16 protein-coding genes are annotated in these 15,111 nt (G+C 53.9%); 6 read left to right on the plus strand and 10 right to left on the minus strand.

What is annotated here, in order from left to right:
- Nucleotides 1–223: 223 nt before the first annotated feature.
- Together KRAC_RS64015 and KRAC_RS47860 are read right to left on the minus strand one after the other, a co-directional pair.
- On the minus strand, nt 224–1,012 hold the full coding sequence (locus KRAC_RS64015) for a DUF6585 family protein (RefSeq protein ID WP_007919715.1): 789 nt from the start codon (nt 1,010–1,012) through the stop codon (nt 224–226).
- Nucleotides 1,013–1,312: 300 nt separating this feature from the next.
- Complete coding sequence (locus tag KRAC_RS47860; RefSeq protein ID WP_007919717.1) at nt 1,313–2,119, minus strand: AraC family transcriptional regulator; 807 nt, start codon at nt 2,117–2,119, stop codon at nt 1,313–1,315.
- 287 nt (nt 2,120–2,406) lie between these two features.
- Between KRAC_RS47860 and KRAC_RS47865 the strand changes: the two genes are divergently transcribed.
- Both KRAC_RS47865 and KRAC_RS47870 read left to right on the plus strand, forming a co-directional pair.
- Complete coding sequence (locus KRAC_RS47865) at nt 2,407–2,697, plus strand: hypothetical protein (protein ID WP_007919719.1); 291 nt, start codon at nt 2,407–2,409, stop codon at nt 2,695–2,697.
- Complete coding sequence (locus KRAC_RS47870; RefSeq protein ID WP_007919720.1) at nt 2,690–3,481, plus strand: phytanoyl-CoA dioxygenase family protein; 792 nt, start codon at nt 2,690–2,692, stop codon at nt 3,479–3,481. The genes KRAC_RS47865 and KRAC_RS47870 overlap by 8 nt, the downstream gene beginning before the upstream one ends.
- 86 nt (nt 3,482–3,567) lie before the next feature.
- Here KRAC_RS47870 and KRAC_RS47875 read toward each other — a convergent pair whose 3' ends face one another.
- Both KRAC_RS47875 and KRAC_RS47880 read right to left on the minus strand, forming a co-directional pair.
- A complete protein-coding gene (locus KRAC_RS47875; protein ID WP_007919721.1) occupies nt 3,568–4,902 on the minus strand; it encodes a hypothetical protein in 1,335 nt (444 codons plus the stop codon).
- The gene (locus KRAC_RS47880) at nt 4,902–5,441 is read right to left on the minus strand and encodes an RNA polymerase sigma factor (RefSeq protein ID WP_007919722.1); all 540 of its coding nucleotides are present in this window, start codon (nt 5,439–5,441) and stop codon (nt 4,902–4,904) included. Before KRAC_RS47880 ends, KRAC_RS47875 begins: the two co-directional genes overlap by 1 nt.
- A gap of 905 nt (nt 5,442–6,346) precedes the next feature.
- Between KRAC_RS47880 and KRAC_RS47885 the strand changes: the two genes are divergently transcribed.
- Nucleotides 6,347–7,615 (plus strand): chitinase, encoded by a 1,269-nt coding sequence (locus KRAC_RS47885; protein WP_007919723.1) that lies wholly within the window; start codon nt 6,347–6,349, stop codon nt 7,613–7,615.
- Nucleotides 7,616–7,700: 85 nt separating this feature from the next.
- Here the strand turns inward: KRAC_RS47885 and KRAC_RS72870 are convergent, their stop codons facing one another.
- The 3 genes from KRAC_RS72870 to KRAC_RS47895 form a co-directional block, all read right to left on the minus strand.
- Nucleotides 7,701–7,853: a hypothetical protein gene (locus tag KRAC_RS72870; protein WP_157507967.1), complete on the minus strand. Its 153-nt coding sequence runs from the start codon at nt 7,851–7,853 to the stop codon at nt 7,701–7,703.
- Between the two features lie 79 nt (nt 7,854–7,932).
- Complete coding sequence (locus KRAC_RS47890) at nt 7,933–8,493, minus strand: dihydrofolate reductase family protein (protein ID WP_007919725.1); 561 nt, start codon at nt 8,491–8,493, stop codon at nt 7,933–7,935.
- A 205-nt stretch (nt 8,494–8,698) separates the two neighbouring features.
- Complete coding sequence (locus KRAC_RS47895) at nt 8,699–9,157, minus strand: hypothetical protein (RefSeq protein ID WP_007919727.1); 459 nt, start codon at nt 9,155–9,157, stop codon at nt 8,699–8,701.
- Between the two features lie 263 nt (nt 9,158–9,420).
- Here KRAC_RS47895 and KRAC_RS47900 point away from each other — a divergent pair, with 263 nt between their 5' ends.
- Together KRAC_RS47900 and KRAC_RS47905 are read left to right on the plus strand one after the other, a co-directional pair.
- Nucleotides 9,421–10,575: an RNA-guided endonuclease InsQ/TnpB family protein gene (locus KRAC_RS47900; protein ID WP_007919729.1), complete on the plus strand. Its 1,155-nt coding sequence runs from the start codon at nt 9,421–9,423 to the stop codon at nt 10,573–10,575.
- 135 nt (nt 10,576–10,710) lie between these two features.
- Nucleotides 10,711–11,154, plus strand: coding sequence for a GNAT family N-acetyltransferase (locus KRAC_RS47905; protein ID WP_007919731.1), 444 nt, complete (start codon nt 10,711–10,713; stop codon nt 11,152–11,154).
- A 16-nt stretch (nt 11,155–11,170) separates the two neighbouring features.
- On the opposite strand, the gene KRAC_RS47910 is transcribed toward KRAC_RS47905, so the two are convergent.
- Nucleotides 11,171–12,589 (minus strand): RNA-guided endonuclease InsQ/TnpB family protein, encoded by a 1,419-nt coding sequence (locus tag KRAC_RS47910; protein WP_007919733.1) that lies wholly within the window; start codon nt 12,587–12,589, stop codon nt 11,171–11,173.
- A gap of 35 nt (nt 12,590–12,624) precedes the next feature.
- On the minus strand, nt 12,625–13,227 hold the full coding sequence (locus KRAC_RS47915; protein ID WP_007919735.1) for an IS607 family transposase: 603 nt from the start codon (nt 13,225–13,227) through the stop codon (nt 12,625–12,627).
- Between the two features lie 209 nt (nt 13,228–13,436).
- On the opposite strand from KRAC_RS47915, the gene KRAC_RS47920 reads away from it, so the two are divergent.
- Entirely contained in the window at nt 13,437–13,850 is a 414-nt protein-coding gene (locus KRAC_RS47920) for a hypothetical protein (protein ID WP_157507982.1), read from the plus strand.
- 356 nt (nt 13,851–14,206) lie between these two features.
- Here the strand turns inward: KRAC_RS47920 and KRAC_RS47925 are convergent, their stop codons facing one another.
- Nucleotides 14,207–15,043: an SDR family NAD(P)-dependent oxidoreductase gene (locus KRAC_RS47925; protein WP_007919739.1), complete on the minus strand. Its 837-nt coding sequence runs from the start codon at nt 15,041–15,043 to the stop codon at nt 14,207–14,209.
- Nucleotides 15,044–15,111 lie beyond the last annotated feature (68 nt).

Raw genomic sequence — 15,111 nt, forward strand, 5'->3', positions numbered from 1 at the left:
CGCACCTGCCGGGCGGCTGCATTTTCGCCGGCATGGGCGTGGGATGGCTGTATCATGCGCGCTGGCATGGACGAAAGTAGGGCCTATGTTGGGTTTTGCGCACCCTGGCGGAGTTTGTCAAGGAGGTGCCAGTGGCGGGTGATGGCTTCCTGGCCCGTGGGGGTCAGGCTGACGAGTGTGTTGGGCATTTTGCCGATAGCAGCGTCGCTCGGGGCCTATATTGCTACCTCCTGACCTGCTTTAGGATGGAGCGGGTCAGGGCCATGAAGACGAAGAAGTTGGGGATTTTGGCGACGGCGATGGTGGACCAATTGAGCCACTTGCCCTCTTTGCGCACGGAGATGTAGCCACGATTGACGCCGAACTCTTTGATCTCGTGCCAGGGAAGGGTCTCTTTGCTATTGCTGACGCCCTGCTTGCTCACGCTGAGGGGACCAAAATTGAGGACCTGGCCCGCGTTATAGGAGGCCAGGGCGCGTGGCAGCAGAAAGTCGGTGATGGCCCCGCTCAGGGCATCGCCGAGCTTCTCCACCTGTTTGAATTTGTCATTAAAGATGACTTTCTGACCATCCAGGCGCTGAATCGTGTATTTATGCGTCGTACCCGTATAGATGCCGTTGCGGTAGTGTCTGGTGACCTCCTGCCACATGCCCTGGATCTGGTCCCAGCGATACACATCCGGCTGGTTACCCTTCATCAGCAGGAAGCCCTGGTCGCAGAGGTAGACACGCCAGGACATATGGACCAGGAAATCTACAACATAGTAAACCAGGAGCACCAGACCAAGCAGCGCGAAGAGGGAGAGAATCACGCTGCTGCTGCTGCCATCGCCACCTACGAGGACAATGGCACCAAAGATACCGGTCACGACAAGCCCTGCGATAATTCCAGTGAGGTAGTGGCGGTTTAAGCCTACCTTAAACTCCGCCTGAGGGGTGCCCAGCTGATAGGTGCCCAATGCCTGCTGGGCAGCGGGAGAGAGAGTTGGACCTGTTTGATATGAGTAGGCCATAAAAGGGATTTCTCCTTATGAATAGATAAAATCACAGGCGCCAATGGCGCGATATGTATATAAATTAGCAGATAAACTGAGATTTGACTAGAGTTTTTATCTAGTTTTATTACAAATGTGAGGTAATACCACTTCTCGCACCTGAGGTGCTCGCTGGGTAAGGGTTATTGGCGGGAGCGTGGCAGAGCCACGCTCCCGCCAATAACCCTTACCTCTATCAAGCCCTCAAACCCATTATTCTCTCCCAGGTGAGCGTCAGCAGTGAACAGTTTGACCGCATTCTCGCCACAGACCATAACATCATACTCCACAGAGGCCTTTGCGGTATGCGGCGGGTGAGACGCCGATGTGACGCGTAAAGATGCGCGTGAAATAATAGCGGCTACCAAAGCCGCTGGCGGCGGCGATCTGTTCGATGCTCTGATTGGTCATCAGGAGTTGCTGTTCGGCCTGTTTGACGCGCTGTTCCTGGATATACTGGACGGGGGTGCGGCCCATGCTCAGGCGGAAGCAACGGATGAAGTAGTCAGGCGTCATATGGCAGAGCTGCGCTAAGATAGCGTTGGAGAGCGTGTCCTCCAGGTGAGCCTCGATATATTGTAGCGCGGGGAGAATCGGCTCGATGGTCTCAGATTGTAGCAGATAACGCTGGATCTGTTCATCCGTCAGGTTCTGGAGATAGAGTAGCAGCGCCTCGTAGAGGATAGCCTTAATGCGTAACTGTAAGAAGAGATCCAGCTTTTGTTGCTCTAATTCGGCGCGGAGTGTGCATACGGCCTCTTCTAGTGTGGGCCTGGCTGGTAGACAGATGGGGCTGGTAAAGTTTTCCTGTTGCATTTGGTAAGGGAGGCCTAGCATGTCAAAGTGGACATACAGGTGCCCAACGCTTTGCAAGAGATTGGTGGAGAAGGGTACCTTGGCGGGAATGAAATACAGGCGTCCCTGTTCCAGGGTATAGTGCTGTCCCGCGTGTTCAATCCATGCTCCATTGGCGTCATTGCAATAAAAGCGCCAGAAACTGCTGTAGCGCGTGGGAAAGTGCCAGAAGGGTGGCTCCAGTCGTATAACGTGGTAAGCCAGGAGTCGGATATGAACGTGGTCAAGCATCTAAATTCCTCTTTGAAGGCTTGCCTGAGTAGAGAAACAGGTCGGAATCGGACACAACTGGTTCGAATCTGAGTATACCATTGAGACGCCATAGAGTGTACTCTTTGTGAAAGAAACCGACACGGTTTTCTTGGGGCATCCAGCCTCCTGTAGGGACAGAGCTTGCTCGGCCTCCAAGCGCGGCGACCCTTCCTACGCGGGGGTGTCGGCCTGCGGGTACACCAACGATGAATCATGGGTCTCGACCCTACAGATCTCATTAGCAAAGAAACAAGAAAGGTGTCTCAATGAGTCAGACTCGCCAGCAAATTCTGATTCTCCACCTGGCGCTGCCCAGTCTGGAATCAGACACAGTCGCCTGGGCGCTCTACGATGGAGCCACACCCAGTGGAACCCCTCCAATGCAGTCGGGGGATTCCTACGACCCCCCCTATCTCTCCGTCCTGGAGGCCATGCGCGATGGCTGGAATGTGCTCCAGGTGCCAACGCTGCCTCTCTATACCCATGGATATGAGCACGAAAGCGGACATCTCCCCTATGAGTATGTCCTGGAACGAAAGGTAACGCTTCATGAGTAAGGTAGAACGGCAGCATCTCTTGACGGCTAGCCAGATGGCGCATTTTGTCACTTATGGCTATTTGCAGCTCGATGAACTGGTGCCGCCTGAACATAACGAGGCCGTGCTGGCGGATGAGAAGCGTATACCAGATGCGGGCTATCATTTCTGGCAGCGTTCAGAGGTTGTGCGAGCCGTGTTTGATCTGCCCCAGGTCAAAGGCGCAGTGCAGAGCTTCGTTGGCGTCGATCCCACTTATGATCACTCCTATCTCCATATCGTTGGTCCGCGCCGCCTCAAAGCCCAGGAGTGGCACGCCGACTCCGTGATTGATACGCGTCCTTTTGCCTTTGATATTCAGGCCTTCTACTTCACGCATGATGCACCCGTCGAGATGGGGCCGACGCTGATTCTGCCTGGCTCGCACCTGCGACGTGTTAATACTGGCAGTATCGCCCGCTACAAGAATATCGTTGGTCAGCGTCAGCTCGCCGCCAAGGCAGGCACGATTGTCTTTATGCACCAGGCTATCTGGCATTGCGCTCAGCCCAATCATACTGACCAGACGCGCTATGTCTTCAAGTTACGCCTGCATCCCCGGCAGCAGCAGCGCAACCTGTTTAATACCGAGGGTTATCAAGATCCCGAGGTCACGAGCATCATTGAGCGCGGCTATCTGCCCTGGCAGGGGAACGAGGCCCGCCTGGAGCATATCATGCGTGCCCGCTTCTGGCGCTACGTTACCGGCGATGATCTCGTCGACGTCTCCTTTGAAAAAGCCCTGACGCGCATGGCGCTTGGCTAAATGGTGTGTTTACAAAAACGTGTAGGGTCCCCGGGCTAGCCTGGACCCTACACGTTTTTGTAAACACACTACATAGATTTAGACAACTACTTGGAGGCGGGTGGGACGTTGAAGTGGATCTCGCTGCTGCCGGTGCCCAGGGGGGCGCCTGTGGATCGGAGCTTTAAAGTCCAGGCGGTTGGCTGGTCGAGCCAGTTCTCGGTGATGGCGATGGACATGCTTTGGAGAGGATCTCCTTTGCCAAGGAGGTGTCCCTGATTGTCGACCTCAAAGATTTCGGCTTTGCTCCCGTTGATTGTGGCTGAATACGTTCGTTCGGGAGGAGTGTTTATTGCCTCTTCAGGTGTCACGGAGAGGTAGGTCGCGCTCGGGGTGATACAGACCTGGGTGAGCTTCAAACGGTGTCCGTTGATGACGAGGCTCTGATTAGGGTTCACGATCCGTTTTGCGCTTTGCATTGGCACGGTAAAGTTGAAAGGTGGGGTTGAGAAGCTCGTCCCTGCGGGATCGGTGGCACCTCCAAGCGCATAGAACTCAGCCGTTATTTGAAGCTGTTTCGTGTTGATTACATCCTGGGGCGTTGAGTAGGGCGCCAGGAAAAACGTCTGATTGCTCTTTTGATCATAGTAATAGCCACCACCATGCGACCAGTAGGTATTTGCTGGATCGTACACGTCTGTCTGATTACCATCCTGAATGGTTAGCTTAGATATGGCTACCCAGCCATCATTAATAGCGTTACCAGATATAGCAAACTTAATGAGTAAGCGGTTGGCATCCGCATAGGCGGAGATCAGTGTGAACTTATGCTTGTTAAGTGTCGTTGATTTCTGCAATGGCGTCTCTTTGCCCTGCAAACAGACTGCATGTTCGCCATTTTCGGGAATGTAGTTGCCATCTGCGAAAATATGAGAACAATCAAGCTTCACTTGTGGTTGGGTCGTGACATGGTTGGAGGAGCCAGTTATTGTCGCTGGATTAGCGTTTCGGCGTGCATTTAGCAGGAGTGCGGCGCTGCCAATCAGGACAGCGACGACCAGGACGGCGGCGATGGTATTGAAAAGGTGCGAGAGGCGGCGCCACCTGGGTTTGCGCTGAGATGCAAGATCCTTCTTGCGTGGACTGGCTGCCTCAGATTGAGGGGCATTATCGATCATCATCGTCTTCCTTTCACGATGTTCGCGTAATTCTGCGAATGTAAGGATATTTGTTTCCTGGTGTGAAGGCTGCAAGCGGCTCTCCAGGAGTCTGCGCACGCGCTGTAGCGACTCCTCGTTTGCCTGCTTATCATCCCTCTGGGTGTGATACATCTGCTGGAGATCCTCCACCAGATATCTTGCCTTGCCATCCAGGTAGCGAGCAGGCTGTTCGATCTGCTGATCGAGTTGCTCCTGGTGGAAATCTTTGCTATGCTCATTCATCAGAAACTCCTTTCTGCCCGCTCATCGTCGTAGACGCTACGTAGCAGTTTTAGCGCGCGATAGAGTAAGGCGCGAACTGCGCTCTCACTTTTCGATACCACCTGGGCAATCTCCGCGCAGTGCATGCCCTCGCCAAAGCGCAATTGCAAGACTTCGCGTTGCATCTCTGGCAGGTTTCGCACATGCCTTTGTAGTTGCTGGTACTCTTCCTGGCGCAGGGTTGCCTGTTCAGGCTCACGTTCCTCGCGCTCGTAAATACGCTCCTCGACACCAACAAGCGATACCTGGGGAAAGCGTCGTGAGCGCCTGTAATGGTCAACGACCTTGTTACGAGCTATGGCCATAATCAATGGGCGTAACGGACGTTCATCCTGTCGTAAAGCTGACCCTTTTTCCAGAACGATAGTAAATACCTCCAGCAATATATCTTCCGCATCTTCACGCGAACCTAGCTGCCTCAGCAGGTATGCCAACACAGTCGGAGCGTGCCTCTCGTAAAGATCCATTGGTTGCTCAGGGACCGGGTCGGGTTGTTGCATTGCTTACTCCACTATTTTTGAGATCTCATTAGTATATTCGCAAAAATGGACAAAATAACGCGCAGCCTTATCACGTCGAGCGTAAGACCCCGCCATTTATGGCCGGGGATAGAAGCGAGTCCTTTGAAGGAGGATAGGGTGGCGGGGTTTTCCGCTTTTCGACTCCTGTGCGAGAATAGTCAGGTAGTTCAGAGCACACTTCCAACTAAATAGTGTACAGGTTCCCAGGCGAAGGGCCTGGGGTAAAAACACTACCGTGTTGACCGTTTGTGTGCCAGCCGATACACTGAGTTTAGAGCCCACAAGCCGCTCGGTGTGGTTGCAACGAACGATAGGCTCGGACGGAGCCTTCAGGCGCGCTTCGGCGCGGCTCGAGAAGCCCCCGGATTTATCCGTGGGGAGTCGTCACGAATGTATTGCCTACTTTCGCGCCTACGGCGCTCAAGGTAGTATGTGTGAGCATGTGGCACTGGCGAATGTCAGTGCCACATGCTCACACATACTACATACAAGCGAGCTTGCGAGCCGAGGTGGAAGAGAAAATATGTGAGAAAACCTTAAAAATTGGCTTAAAAAATTGGTATATACATATTGACATTAGTATGAGGATTGGGTACACTCATGTATAAGTTCACTTGTATTTAGTGTCTTCCTGTTACAGTGCTATTCAACGTATTACTCACCTTGCTCACTCTTCTGCTGCAAAATAAGCTTTTTTGTAGCCTGGAGGGTTGTGCCCTAAAACTTGTGTGAACGGTAGACCTGTCTACCGGATGTATGTAAGTAAGCGAGCCGGGAAGGTGTGATGGGTTGCATAGCTGGATCAAAGCGCAATTGGGATCGACTGACAGCGGTAATGTTTGCCCGCAAGGATTGCTGGCACTATGTAACGCAAGGAGTGACGCATGTCGAAAAAGAAGCTGTTGCGCCTGGGCGCCCTCTCCCTGGTTGGATTGTTTCTCTTCTCTCTTCTGATCGCTATCGCCGATAAACCATCCACGGCGAAGGCGGCCTTCAACACAAACTGGTATAATGCGGCTCCCTATGTCATGCCTCTCGCCAACAACCCTCCCAGCCTGACATCGGTCATGTCGGCGAGCGGGGTCAAGGCCTTTACCCTGGCCTTTATCGTGGCCAACGGCGGTTGTACCCCTGCCTGGGAGACCGATGCTGGGCTGGACAATGTCTCCTCCGATACGCAGATGGCTCCCATTATCAACGCGATTCGTGCGGCTGGCGGGGATGTCGTGGTCTCCTTTGGCGGCTATAATGGCAATAAGCTTGGACAGACCTGTGGCACGCCCCAGGCCACCGCCGCCGCGGAGCAGGCCATCATTAACAAGTATAGTCTCCACGCCCTTGATTTCGACCTGGAGGAGCCAGAATACGAGAACGCTACTGCCATCAATAACGAGCTGGCTGCGGCCCAGATTCTCCAGGCCAATAATCCCGGCCTCTACGAATCGATTACCATTCCTGGTACCACTAGCGGCACGGGCTACTTTGGTCAGCAACTGCTCAACAACGCGAAGACGCTGGGCTATACCCCCAACAACTACGCGATCATGCCCTTCGATGGCGGTTTTAGCGGTGCCAGCAGCCAGATCAGTGCCCTACAGAGCTTTAACACGATTCTGATGAATACCTTTGGCTGGAGTAGCGCGACTGCCTACGCGCATGAGGGTATCTCATCGATGAATGGTCGGACCGATAGCGCGGAATACTTCTACCAGTCAGATTTCCAGACCGTGCTCAATTTTGCCGAGAGCAACCACCTGGCGCGTTACACCTTCTGGTCGGTCAACCGGGATCGCCAGTGCAATCCCCCTGATAACAATGGCTCACTCTCGGGTACTTGTAGCAGTGTTCCACAGAGCGATTGGGACTTTACCAAGGTTATTGTGCAGTTCGCGGGGGCGACACCACCTCCACCGACTCCCACGCCCTCGCCCACGTCAGGCTCCACGCCGACCCCCACGCCTACTACGACCGTGACCCCCACGCCCAATCCCGGCGGCTCATGTGCGGGTGTTGCCGCGTGGCAATTGAATGTCGCCTACGTTGGAGGGAATCGCGTGACCTATAACGGCTCCCTCTGGCAGGCCAAATGGTGGACAGAGAATGATGTCCCCGGAGGCGCAGCTGGCGTCTGGACCCTCATCTCATCCTGCTAGCTAGTAGCAATTATAAACGCCACGCTGACGGTGCATCGTCAGCGTGGCGTTTATAATTGCTTTAGTTCTCTATTTATGATCTGCCTTAGTTCTCTTCAGCATAGCACGCCAGTGAGTTAACGGTCTCTTGCAATTCTTCTTGTTTGAAGCCCATCGCCTGGGCCAGGCCCTCGGCATCGGGACCTTCAATTTCAATGATATGTGTAATCTGTGTGTCATTGGCCAGCGGGGTCAGCACATGGCAACCGATGATGGCTGAGTCCGATCCAACAGACCAAAATCGCCTGAGAAAGAGTGTGACAGGGCATAAGTTGGGTTCACTTCACCACACGGAATGAGAGATGGGTCGCGCCCGGCGTTTCAAGCGTTCGTATGCGCTCCAATTGTATAGGTTGAGGGCCGAGATGATCGAAGAGGCGGATGCCCTCACCCAGGAGAACATGGGCAATAGACATATGTAATTCATCGAGCAGGCCCGCCTTCAAAGCTTGTTGGACCGCGCTTGCACCATGAAGGGCAATATTTTTCTCGCCCGCGATCTCCCTGGCTTTCGCAATCGCGCTTTCAATGCCATCAGTGACAAAGTGAAATTGTGTCTTACCTTTTTTCACCGATTCGCGTGCCTGCGATTGCAAGACAATCACTGGCCAGTCGGGAGCCGTACCATCTGGGAAAACCCACCCATTCTCACTATCAATCATATTGAAACTCCTGTGCCCCATGATTACCACGCCGTTCTCATTGAGTGCATCGCCCGCAATCTCATGAAAGTTCTCCCACGCGTTGATAAACCAGGCAAATACCTGTGAGACATCATCATTCTTGTCCGCGATAAATCCATCCAATGATACCGAGAGGCCAAACATGACTTTTCCCATAATACACTCCTTCTTTGTAATTGTTGTTGCAATCTAACAGCAGATAGCTAAAAACATTTTATGCTAAAAGATATAAAAAAACTTCTCTGATTTTGCTCTCTGTTTCCCACCATTCGTGTGCAATAAGAGGAGGTTCATTAGGAGGCAAGAGTATTAGTTACGCACGCGTCTACCTATGCGTAAGCGCGTGCGTAAGCTTATTGCTTTATGCGCACTTGAGGGCGACCTCCGAGGAGGCGTTCTCGGGAACTTGATGCCAGTCGGTGCTGTCCTGGTAGCTGCCGGAGGCCACGCTTCTAAAGGTCAGGGTCTGGCCCTGCGAGCAGGCGGCAGAGGCGGCTGCGCTCATGGTCTTGGCAGATGAGGGACCCGAGGAATTGCTCTCGCTGAGTTTGTACCAGGAGCCGCCTACATTGACTTCGAGGCGCGAATTGACTGTGAGCGAGGTGACTGCGCGGGCGCACTGGATGCTGCTCGCGGATGTGACCTGCTGAGTCTGTCCCAGGGCTGGCGCGCGTGCACTTACCTGGCAGATGGCCGGTGAAACCTGGTGATGATGATGACGGAGGCCATGTGCCTGCACGGCCTGGGTGGTTCCCAACACCAGGGCCATGCTCACCACAAGCATAACGAGGGCCTTGCGCCAGGAAAACATACGAAGCATGTTGATACCTCCTTCTCAATGCGTTTTAATATCTAGCAGTTATTGTGAGGAAGGCGCGAAGGCAATCCATGAGTTTGCCATACCTTCCAACATCACAACGCATTGAGAAGGTGCCATGTGACACCTCTCTACGGAAGAGTTTGGAACAGTATTGAAAAAGCTATGAGAATGCATTAAAATGTAGGAACGGAGAATAGGCATTCTCTTGCAGAATACAGGAATGTGATAGAAGCGAGCTGCAGTGTTGGAAAGGGAAGATCAGGATGATCAAAGCCCACAAAATACGCCTTCATCCTACAGAGGAGCAAAAAACCTATTTTGCCAAAGCTGCAGGCACCTCGCGCTTCGTTTGGAACTGGGCACTCGCTGAGTGGAATCGGCAATACGAGGCTGGCGAAAAACCTACAGCCTTCAAGCTCAAGAAGCAGTTTAATGAGATCCGGAGAGTGCAGTATCCCTGGACGTGGGAGGTCACCAAGAATGCCTCTGATCAACCCTTCCTCGATCTGGCAAAAGCCTGGGCCGCGTATTTTGACGGCTTGAAACAGGGAAAAAAGACCGGTCGGCCCACATTCAAGAGCAAGAAGAAAAGCAAACTGAGCCTTTATCTCGCCAACGATCAATTCGAGCTTGGAGACCATCGGATCTGGATCCCCAAGCTCGGCTGGGTGAATATGGCAGAGAAGTTGCGTTTTGTGGGCAACGTGACAGGTGCGCGCATCACCAAAACAGCAGACTGGTGGTTTGTCTCCATTCAGGTCGAACTCCCCGACCCTGTCCCAGTGAAGAAACCAGTTGCTGTTGGCATCGACGTGGGGCTGAACCGACTGGCCACCTTGAGCACAGGAGAGAAGGTCGAGAACCAAGCCTTCCTCAAAACCGCGCTCAAGAAACTTCGTCAGGCGAACAAGCGGCTCCATCGTCGCAAGCTTGGCTCAAAAAATCGAGAGAAAGCTCGCAGACAGGTGGCACGACTCCACTATAAAGTGACCTGTCTGCGTGATGATGTGCTCCACAAGCTCACGACCCAGTTTGCTAACTGTTATGGGATCATTGGCATCGAGGATCTCAACCTCAAAGGGTTGCTCAAGAACCGGCGGTTAGCTCGCTCGTTCTCTGATGCCGCGCTAGGCAAACTGTTGAACCTGCTTCTCAGCAAAGTCGGGCAGCGCGGTGGACAGGTAATCAAGGTAGGACGCTTCTTCCCTTCGAGTAAGACCTGCCACTGCTGTGGGTGGAAATGGGAAGCGATGACGCTGAACGATCGCACCTTGGCCTGCCAGAATCCATCATGCCCCTATTATCAGTGCGCGCAGGACCGCGATCATAACGCAAGTCTGAATATCTTGAATGAAGCCCTTCGCTTGATCGGGCTCATTGATCAAGCCGTCGGCGGTACTGGCTCGGACGCGACGTGAAACGTGCCTGTGGACTTGGTGTAAGACGGCTCACATTGCGGTGTGAGCGCAACTGGGAACGAAGCAGGAACAACGAAAGATGTGGTAGAGCTATGCGTGCATATGTTTTACTACATTAATTGGAGCAGAAGATGTATGCTTATTCGACCAGAACAGGTCTCCGACTACGCGGATATTGGCGCCTTGCATGCGCGTGCCTTTGGCAATCGTTCATTAGAGGCCGTGATTGTTATGTTGCTACGCCAGCGCCGCGCATTTGACCCGGAGCTCTCGCTTGTGGCAGAGGAAAATGGGCAAATCGTTGGTCATGTCCTGTTCTCTCCCTACCAGATGCGCTTGCTCGGCCAAACATTGCCTATCGTTAATCTCGCGCCACTGGCTGTTGACCCTGTTTATCAGAGGCGAGGAGTTGGGGGACAGCTTATCATCAGGGGACATGCCATCGCTGCCACCAGGGGATACGCGCTAAGCATCCTTCTTGGACATAGCAGCTACTACCGTTCTCCGACACTTGGACAAATATGGACAAGCCACATTCACCCGGATCGGTTCCTGCTTCACCGAGGGCAGTTTCACTGAACCATCTCACGACGGATCAGCCAGAGCTGCCCTCTCCGACAGGCGTTTCACCCTTCCCGAGGAACTCCCAGTAGGGACCTGGCTGCCCGCTCAGATACAAGATCGCCAGCGCTGCCAGGTTCAGCGCGGCATTGAGGTCACGATCGATCACCAGCCCACAGGCCGGATGCTCGCAGACATAGATGCGCTCTGAAAGGTCTATCTCTTCTTTGATATGGTTGCAGCCAGAGCACAGTTTGGTGGAAGCAAACCAGCGATCTGCCCACAGCAGGTTTTCTCCTTGCCAGAACGTTTTGTAGCCCATTTGCCGCTTGAACTCGCCTAATCCGACATCGCTGATTGCCAGAGCCAGCTTGTGGTTCTGTTGCATCCCTGCCACATGGAGATCTTCAAGCACGACCACGGCAGGACGCCTCTGGGCATCCAAGGTGCGAGCCTGGCGCAGCAGTTTTTTCATCTGCTTGGCTTTGACCTTGTTCGCAATGGTTTTCGGCAGGGGTTCTGGAGGCGGCTCCTTCTTCGATCGCTTGCCACGCTTTGGCTTCACCTTGGCTTTCGGCTCTGGCAACGTCGCAGCAATCTCAGCTTTGCGGATTTCACGTTCTTCTAGCGTCAGTTGGGCGCGGGTGAGCTGGCTTGTGCCTTTGTGGAGGGCATCCTCGCGCACATAAGCGACGCGGGCATACTTGCGCGCTAATTTTTGACGGGCTTTGGCGCGGTTCTTGCTCCCTTTCTGTTTCCGCGAGAGCCAGCGATGCAGCCGCTTGATCCGCTTGAGTTCGGATGTGAGGGCTTTGGGGTTGGCAATGGCACGCCCATCGGAGCATTGGGCCAGGGTTTTGATCCCGGTATCCACGCCGATCGGCGGACCAGCTGCCTGTGGGGGATCAGGCACCTGCTCAATCACCTGCACCGAGACAAACCAGCGCCCTGCCTTTTCACTGACCGTGGCCGAGAGCACAGCGACGCCGCCGGTAGGCAAATAGCCACACTCGTGCAGGCGCAGCCGTCCGAAGCGCGGCAGTTCAATGGCTTGCTCGTAAATATGAATGCTGCCTGTCAGCCGGAAACTGCCCACTCCTTTCCGTTTGGTCTTGGGCTTGGGGAACCCCGGCTTGCCCCTCCACTTGCCTTCTTTCTTGAGGCCACAGCGGCGGAAAAAGTTCCTGTAGGCTTGATCCAGATCGCGTAACGCCTCCTGCGGCGCGGCTTTTGACACCTCGTACATCCAGGGAATCTCGGTTTGCTTGAGCGTGTTCAATTCCCGGTGCAGTTCCATCGCACTGATCCAGCGTTTCTCCTGTTGATAGACCTCTTGCTTGCGTCTGAGCCCCCAATTCCAGGACCAGCGCGCTGCGCCTGCATGCTGTTTGCAGAGGGTGATTTGTTGGTGATTGAGATCTAATTGCGTGCGATAGCCGCGTGTAATCAGCATCGATCCGGTCCCGCCTGCGTCTTAAGAACGCCTCATCAAACGCACTCCTCGGTCCGCTCCTCTTTCATGAGAGATTCCACGCACTGCTTGATTCGTTCGGCTCTGTGCCGAGAGCCGCGCCTGCCGTACATCCGGGCCGCCATACTGGGAATGAGGCTGACAACGTCATCGACGAGATCATCCTGCGTCTCATGGGGAAAGATGGCTTCGATGCGGCGTCCCTGGGCTTGGAGCAGCGTTGTGAGATACCTCCACCCAAAACGGGTGCCACGATCGCGGTGTTCGACAAGAATGGTGCCAATACTTGGGTCGGCCAGCAGCTTGAGGAATTTCGGGCGGTTGTCGTTGAGGCCCGATGCAATTTCGACGACGTCTTTGGCCACTGGGTAGCCACGGGCCGCCGCGTAGTCGCGCAGGCGTTGCACCTGGCGCGCGAGATCGCTTTTTTGAGCAGCAGAGGACACGCGCGCATACAAGGCGATGCGCCCCGTCTCTGGCTTCTCCGCCACCGGATCGCGCACGATCACCGTCCCTGTGGGCGTTTGGTAGGCATCGAGGGTCCCGGCTTTATACCACCGCCAGGCGGTTTTATAGGTGACTCCAGCTTTTTTAGCATACTGACTCAACTTCATGTCCATAGATTATCATGAAATATCCATATTAGTCAATGTACTCTAAATATATTTTTAACCCTCGCTTTGGCTATCGTACACACGCCTTTGGCTCTTCACAACTTGCTATCCCCATTAGGAACCTTCCCAGGGAGAAGCTTGATGCTCGTGCTCCGACAAGCGAAGATTTAGCGGCTCTCAATGCTCTATGGCGTCATGAGGAGGGCACCGTAGATATGGCTCTTGAGCCAGGTTTGGACCTGCTTGATTGGCTTAGCCCTGATCCAGAGATACATGCTACGGTCTATACGCGCCACCACGAGGTGGTAGGTTACACACGAACACATGTGAGAGAACCCAATAAACCACGCGCTTTTCTCGCGTGTGATCATGAGGCGGCTAGGGCCATTGTTGCCACCATGGTTCTGGGGGTGGAGACGGCAGCTTCTGATGTCGAGTGTATCCTGCCTCTACATCCAGCTTCAGCCTCAGCTAGTGCATTTGGTCAGGCCATATGCTCATCCTGGGAGGCCGCCATGGCATGTTCGCTGAATCAGAGCAGTCTACTAGATGAGTATCTCGCCCTTGTTGCGAGTGGCCAGCGTGTTCCTGGACGTGTAACCTGGCCTGCTGCCTTTGATCTGGAGTAAAGCCGTTACTTAGCCGAAGCTGATGGAACGCGTTTCAATCCATGGATGAAAAGGCTTGGTTTGAGTTCAAGTTGGATATCGCGTTTTCGTTTTATATAATAGGTTATTGACATGTTTGAGGCTAGTTCTTGCTTCCATGGAATAAATAGGCGCCGTCAACGGGGCGCCTATTTATTGGAGGTGTGAGCCACAAAAAGAGCAAAAGTCTTGAGTGTCAATTGGGGTATTACCCCTCCCCGCTTTGCATCGGCTCTGCAAACCCTACAGCTTCCAACTCAAAATCAGCTCCCAGGTTGAGCCATTGAGTGATGTGATGAAAAAGAGCGCTTCTGCTCAACCTGGGAGTCGGCGGTTACTTAGCGAAACGGCAAGACCTGCTTATGCTGAACCAATTCTCCATAGGGAGCAGGAGTCCCTTTGGGCAGTGTTGCGAGCCAGATGACGTCTTCGGCGGCCTCATCCGGGCTCTGCGCCTCCACCATATTAGTGAACCAGGGTCGCGAGGCTGCCGTATCCACCAGACCTGGACAGACTGCGTTAATAAGGATGCCTCTCTGCCTGACCTGCTTCTCCATCTCACGGGCGAGCACGCGCATAGCTGTCACCTGTCCAATCTTGGAGGGAATATTGATCCACTCCGGCCAGCCCTCCTGTTGTGCTGTTCCCGCCTGCACGGCTCTCGCATAGGTGTCCATGACGCTTTCCACATCCGAGAGGCTCATAGTGGTCTCGTCAAAGTGAGAATGCAGATGGGTCGGCAGGTAGTGCAAACGCCCAAAGGCAGAGGTAACTACCAGGAGCCGACCGCCCTCATTGAGCAATGGGACGAACGCACGCAGGATACGAACGGTGCCATGATTATTGGTAGTGACAAACTCAGTAATCTGCTCGGAGGAAGGAATATCGGGGATGATGCGTGCAGCGGCATTGGAGATCAGGATGTCTATGCCGCCATGTCGCTGCCCGATCAGGTCTGCACAGTTCTGGACACTGGCATCATCGCTGACATCAACAACGGCCAGATGTGGCGACAAGCCCTCTGCTTGTAACAGCGCAACCGCCTCCTCTCCGCGTTCTCGATGACGTGCCCCCAGGTAGACAATGCCTTGCTTTCCCCATTGCCAACTCAGGCGACGAACGAGTGCTAGCCCTAATCCTTGATTCGCTCCGGTGACCAGCGCGATCTTTTTCATAGCTTTTCTGATGCAGTATGCGGCTCTCGGCTCTCGAAAGACCTGATCTTCTTGAGAAGGGATAGGTG

This window comes from Ktedonobacter racemifer DSM 44963, from assembly GCF_000178855.1.
In the GTDB taxonomy this organism is placed as follows: domain Bacteria; phylum Chloroflexota; class Ktedonobacteria; order Ktedonobacterales; family Ktedonobacteraceae; genus Ktedonobacter; species Ktedonobacter racemifer.

Coding starts and splice junctions, on each gene's coding strand:
- KRAC_RS64015 (WP_007919715.1), bottom strand. CDS start 1,012: ATGGCCTACTCATATCAAACAGGTCCAACTCTCTCTCCCGCTGCCCAG.
- KRAC_RS47860 (WP_007919717.1), bottom strand. CDS start 2,119: ATGCTTGACCACGTTCATATCCGACTCCTGGCTTACCACGTTATACGA.
- KRAC_RS47865 (WP_007919719.1), top strand. CDS start 2,407: ATGAGTCAGACTCGCCAGCAAATTCTGATTCTCCACCTGGCGCTGCCC.
- KRAC_RS47870 (WP_007919720.1), top strand. CDS start 2,690: ATGAGTAAGGTAGAACGGCAGCATCTCTTGACGGCTAGCCAGATGGCG.
- KRAC_RS47875 (WP_007919721.1), bottom strand. CDS start 4,902: ATGAATGAGCATAGCAAAGATTTCCACCAGGAGCAACTCGATCAGCAG.
- KRAC_RS47880 (WP_007919722.1), bottom strand. CDS start 5,441: ATGCAACAACCCGACCCGGTCCCTGAGCAACCAATGGATCTTTACGAG.
- KRAC_RS47885 (WP_007919723.1), top strand. CDS start 6,347: ATGTCGAAAAAGAAGCTGTTGCGCCTGGGCGCCCTCTCCCTGGTTGGA.
- KRAC_RS47890 (WP_007919725.1), bottom strand. CDS start 8,493: ATGGGAAAAGTCATGTTTGGCCTCTCGGTATCATTGGATGGATTTATC.
- KRAC_RS47895 (WP_007919727.1), bottom strand. CDS start 9,157: ATGCTTCGTATGTTTTCCTGGCGCAAGGCCCTCGTTATGCTTGTGGTG.
- KRAC_RS47900 (WP_007919729.1), top strand. CDS start 9,421: ATGATCAAAGCCCACAAAATACGCCTTCATCCTACAGAGGAGCAAAAA.
- KRAC_RS47905 (WP_007919731.1), top strand. CDS start 10,711: ATGCTTATTCGACCAGAACAGGTCTCCGACTACGCGGATATTGGCGCC.
- KRAC_RS47910 (WP_007919733.1), bottom strand. CDS start 12,589: ATGCTGATTACACGCGGCTATCGCACGCAATTAGATCTCAATCACCAA.
- KRAC_RS47915 (WP_007919735.1), bottom strand. CDS start 13,227: ATGGACATGAAGTTGAGTCAGTATGCTAAAAAAGCTGGAGTCACCTAT.
- KRAC_RS47920 (WP_157507982.1), top strand. CDS start 13,437: ATGGCTCTTGAGCCAGGTTTGGACCTGCTTGATTGGCTTAGCCCTGAT.
- KRAC_RS47925 (WP_007919739.1), bottom strand. CDS start 15,043: ATGAAAAAGATCGCGCTGGTCACCGGAGCGAATCAAGGATTAGGGCTA.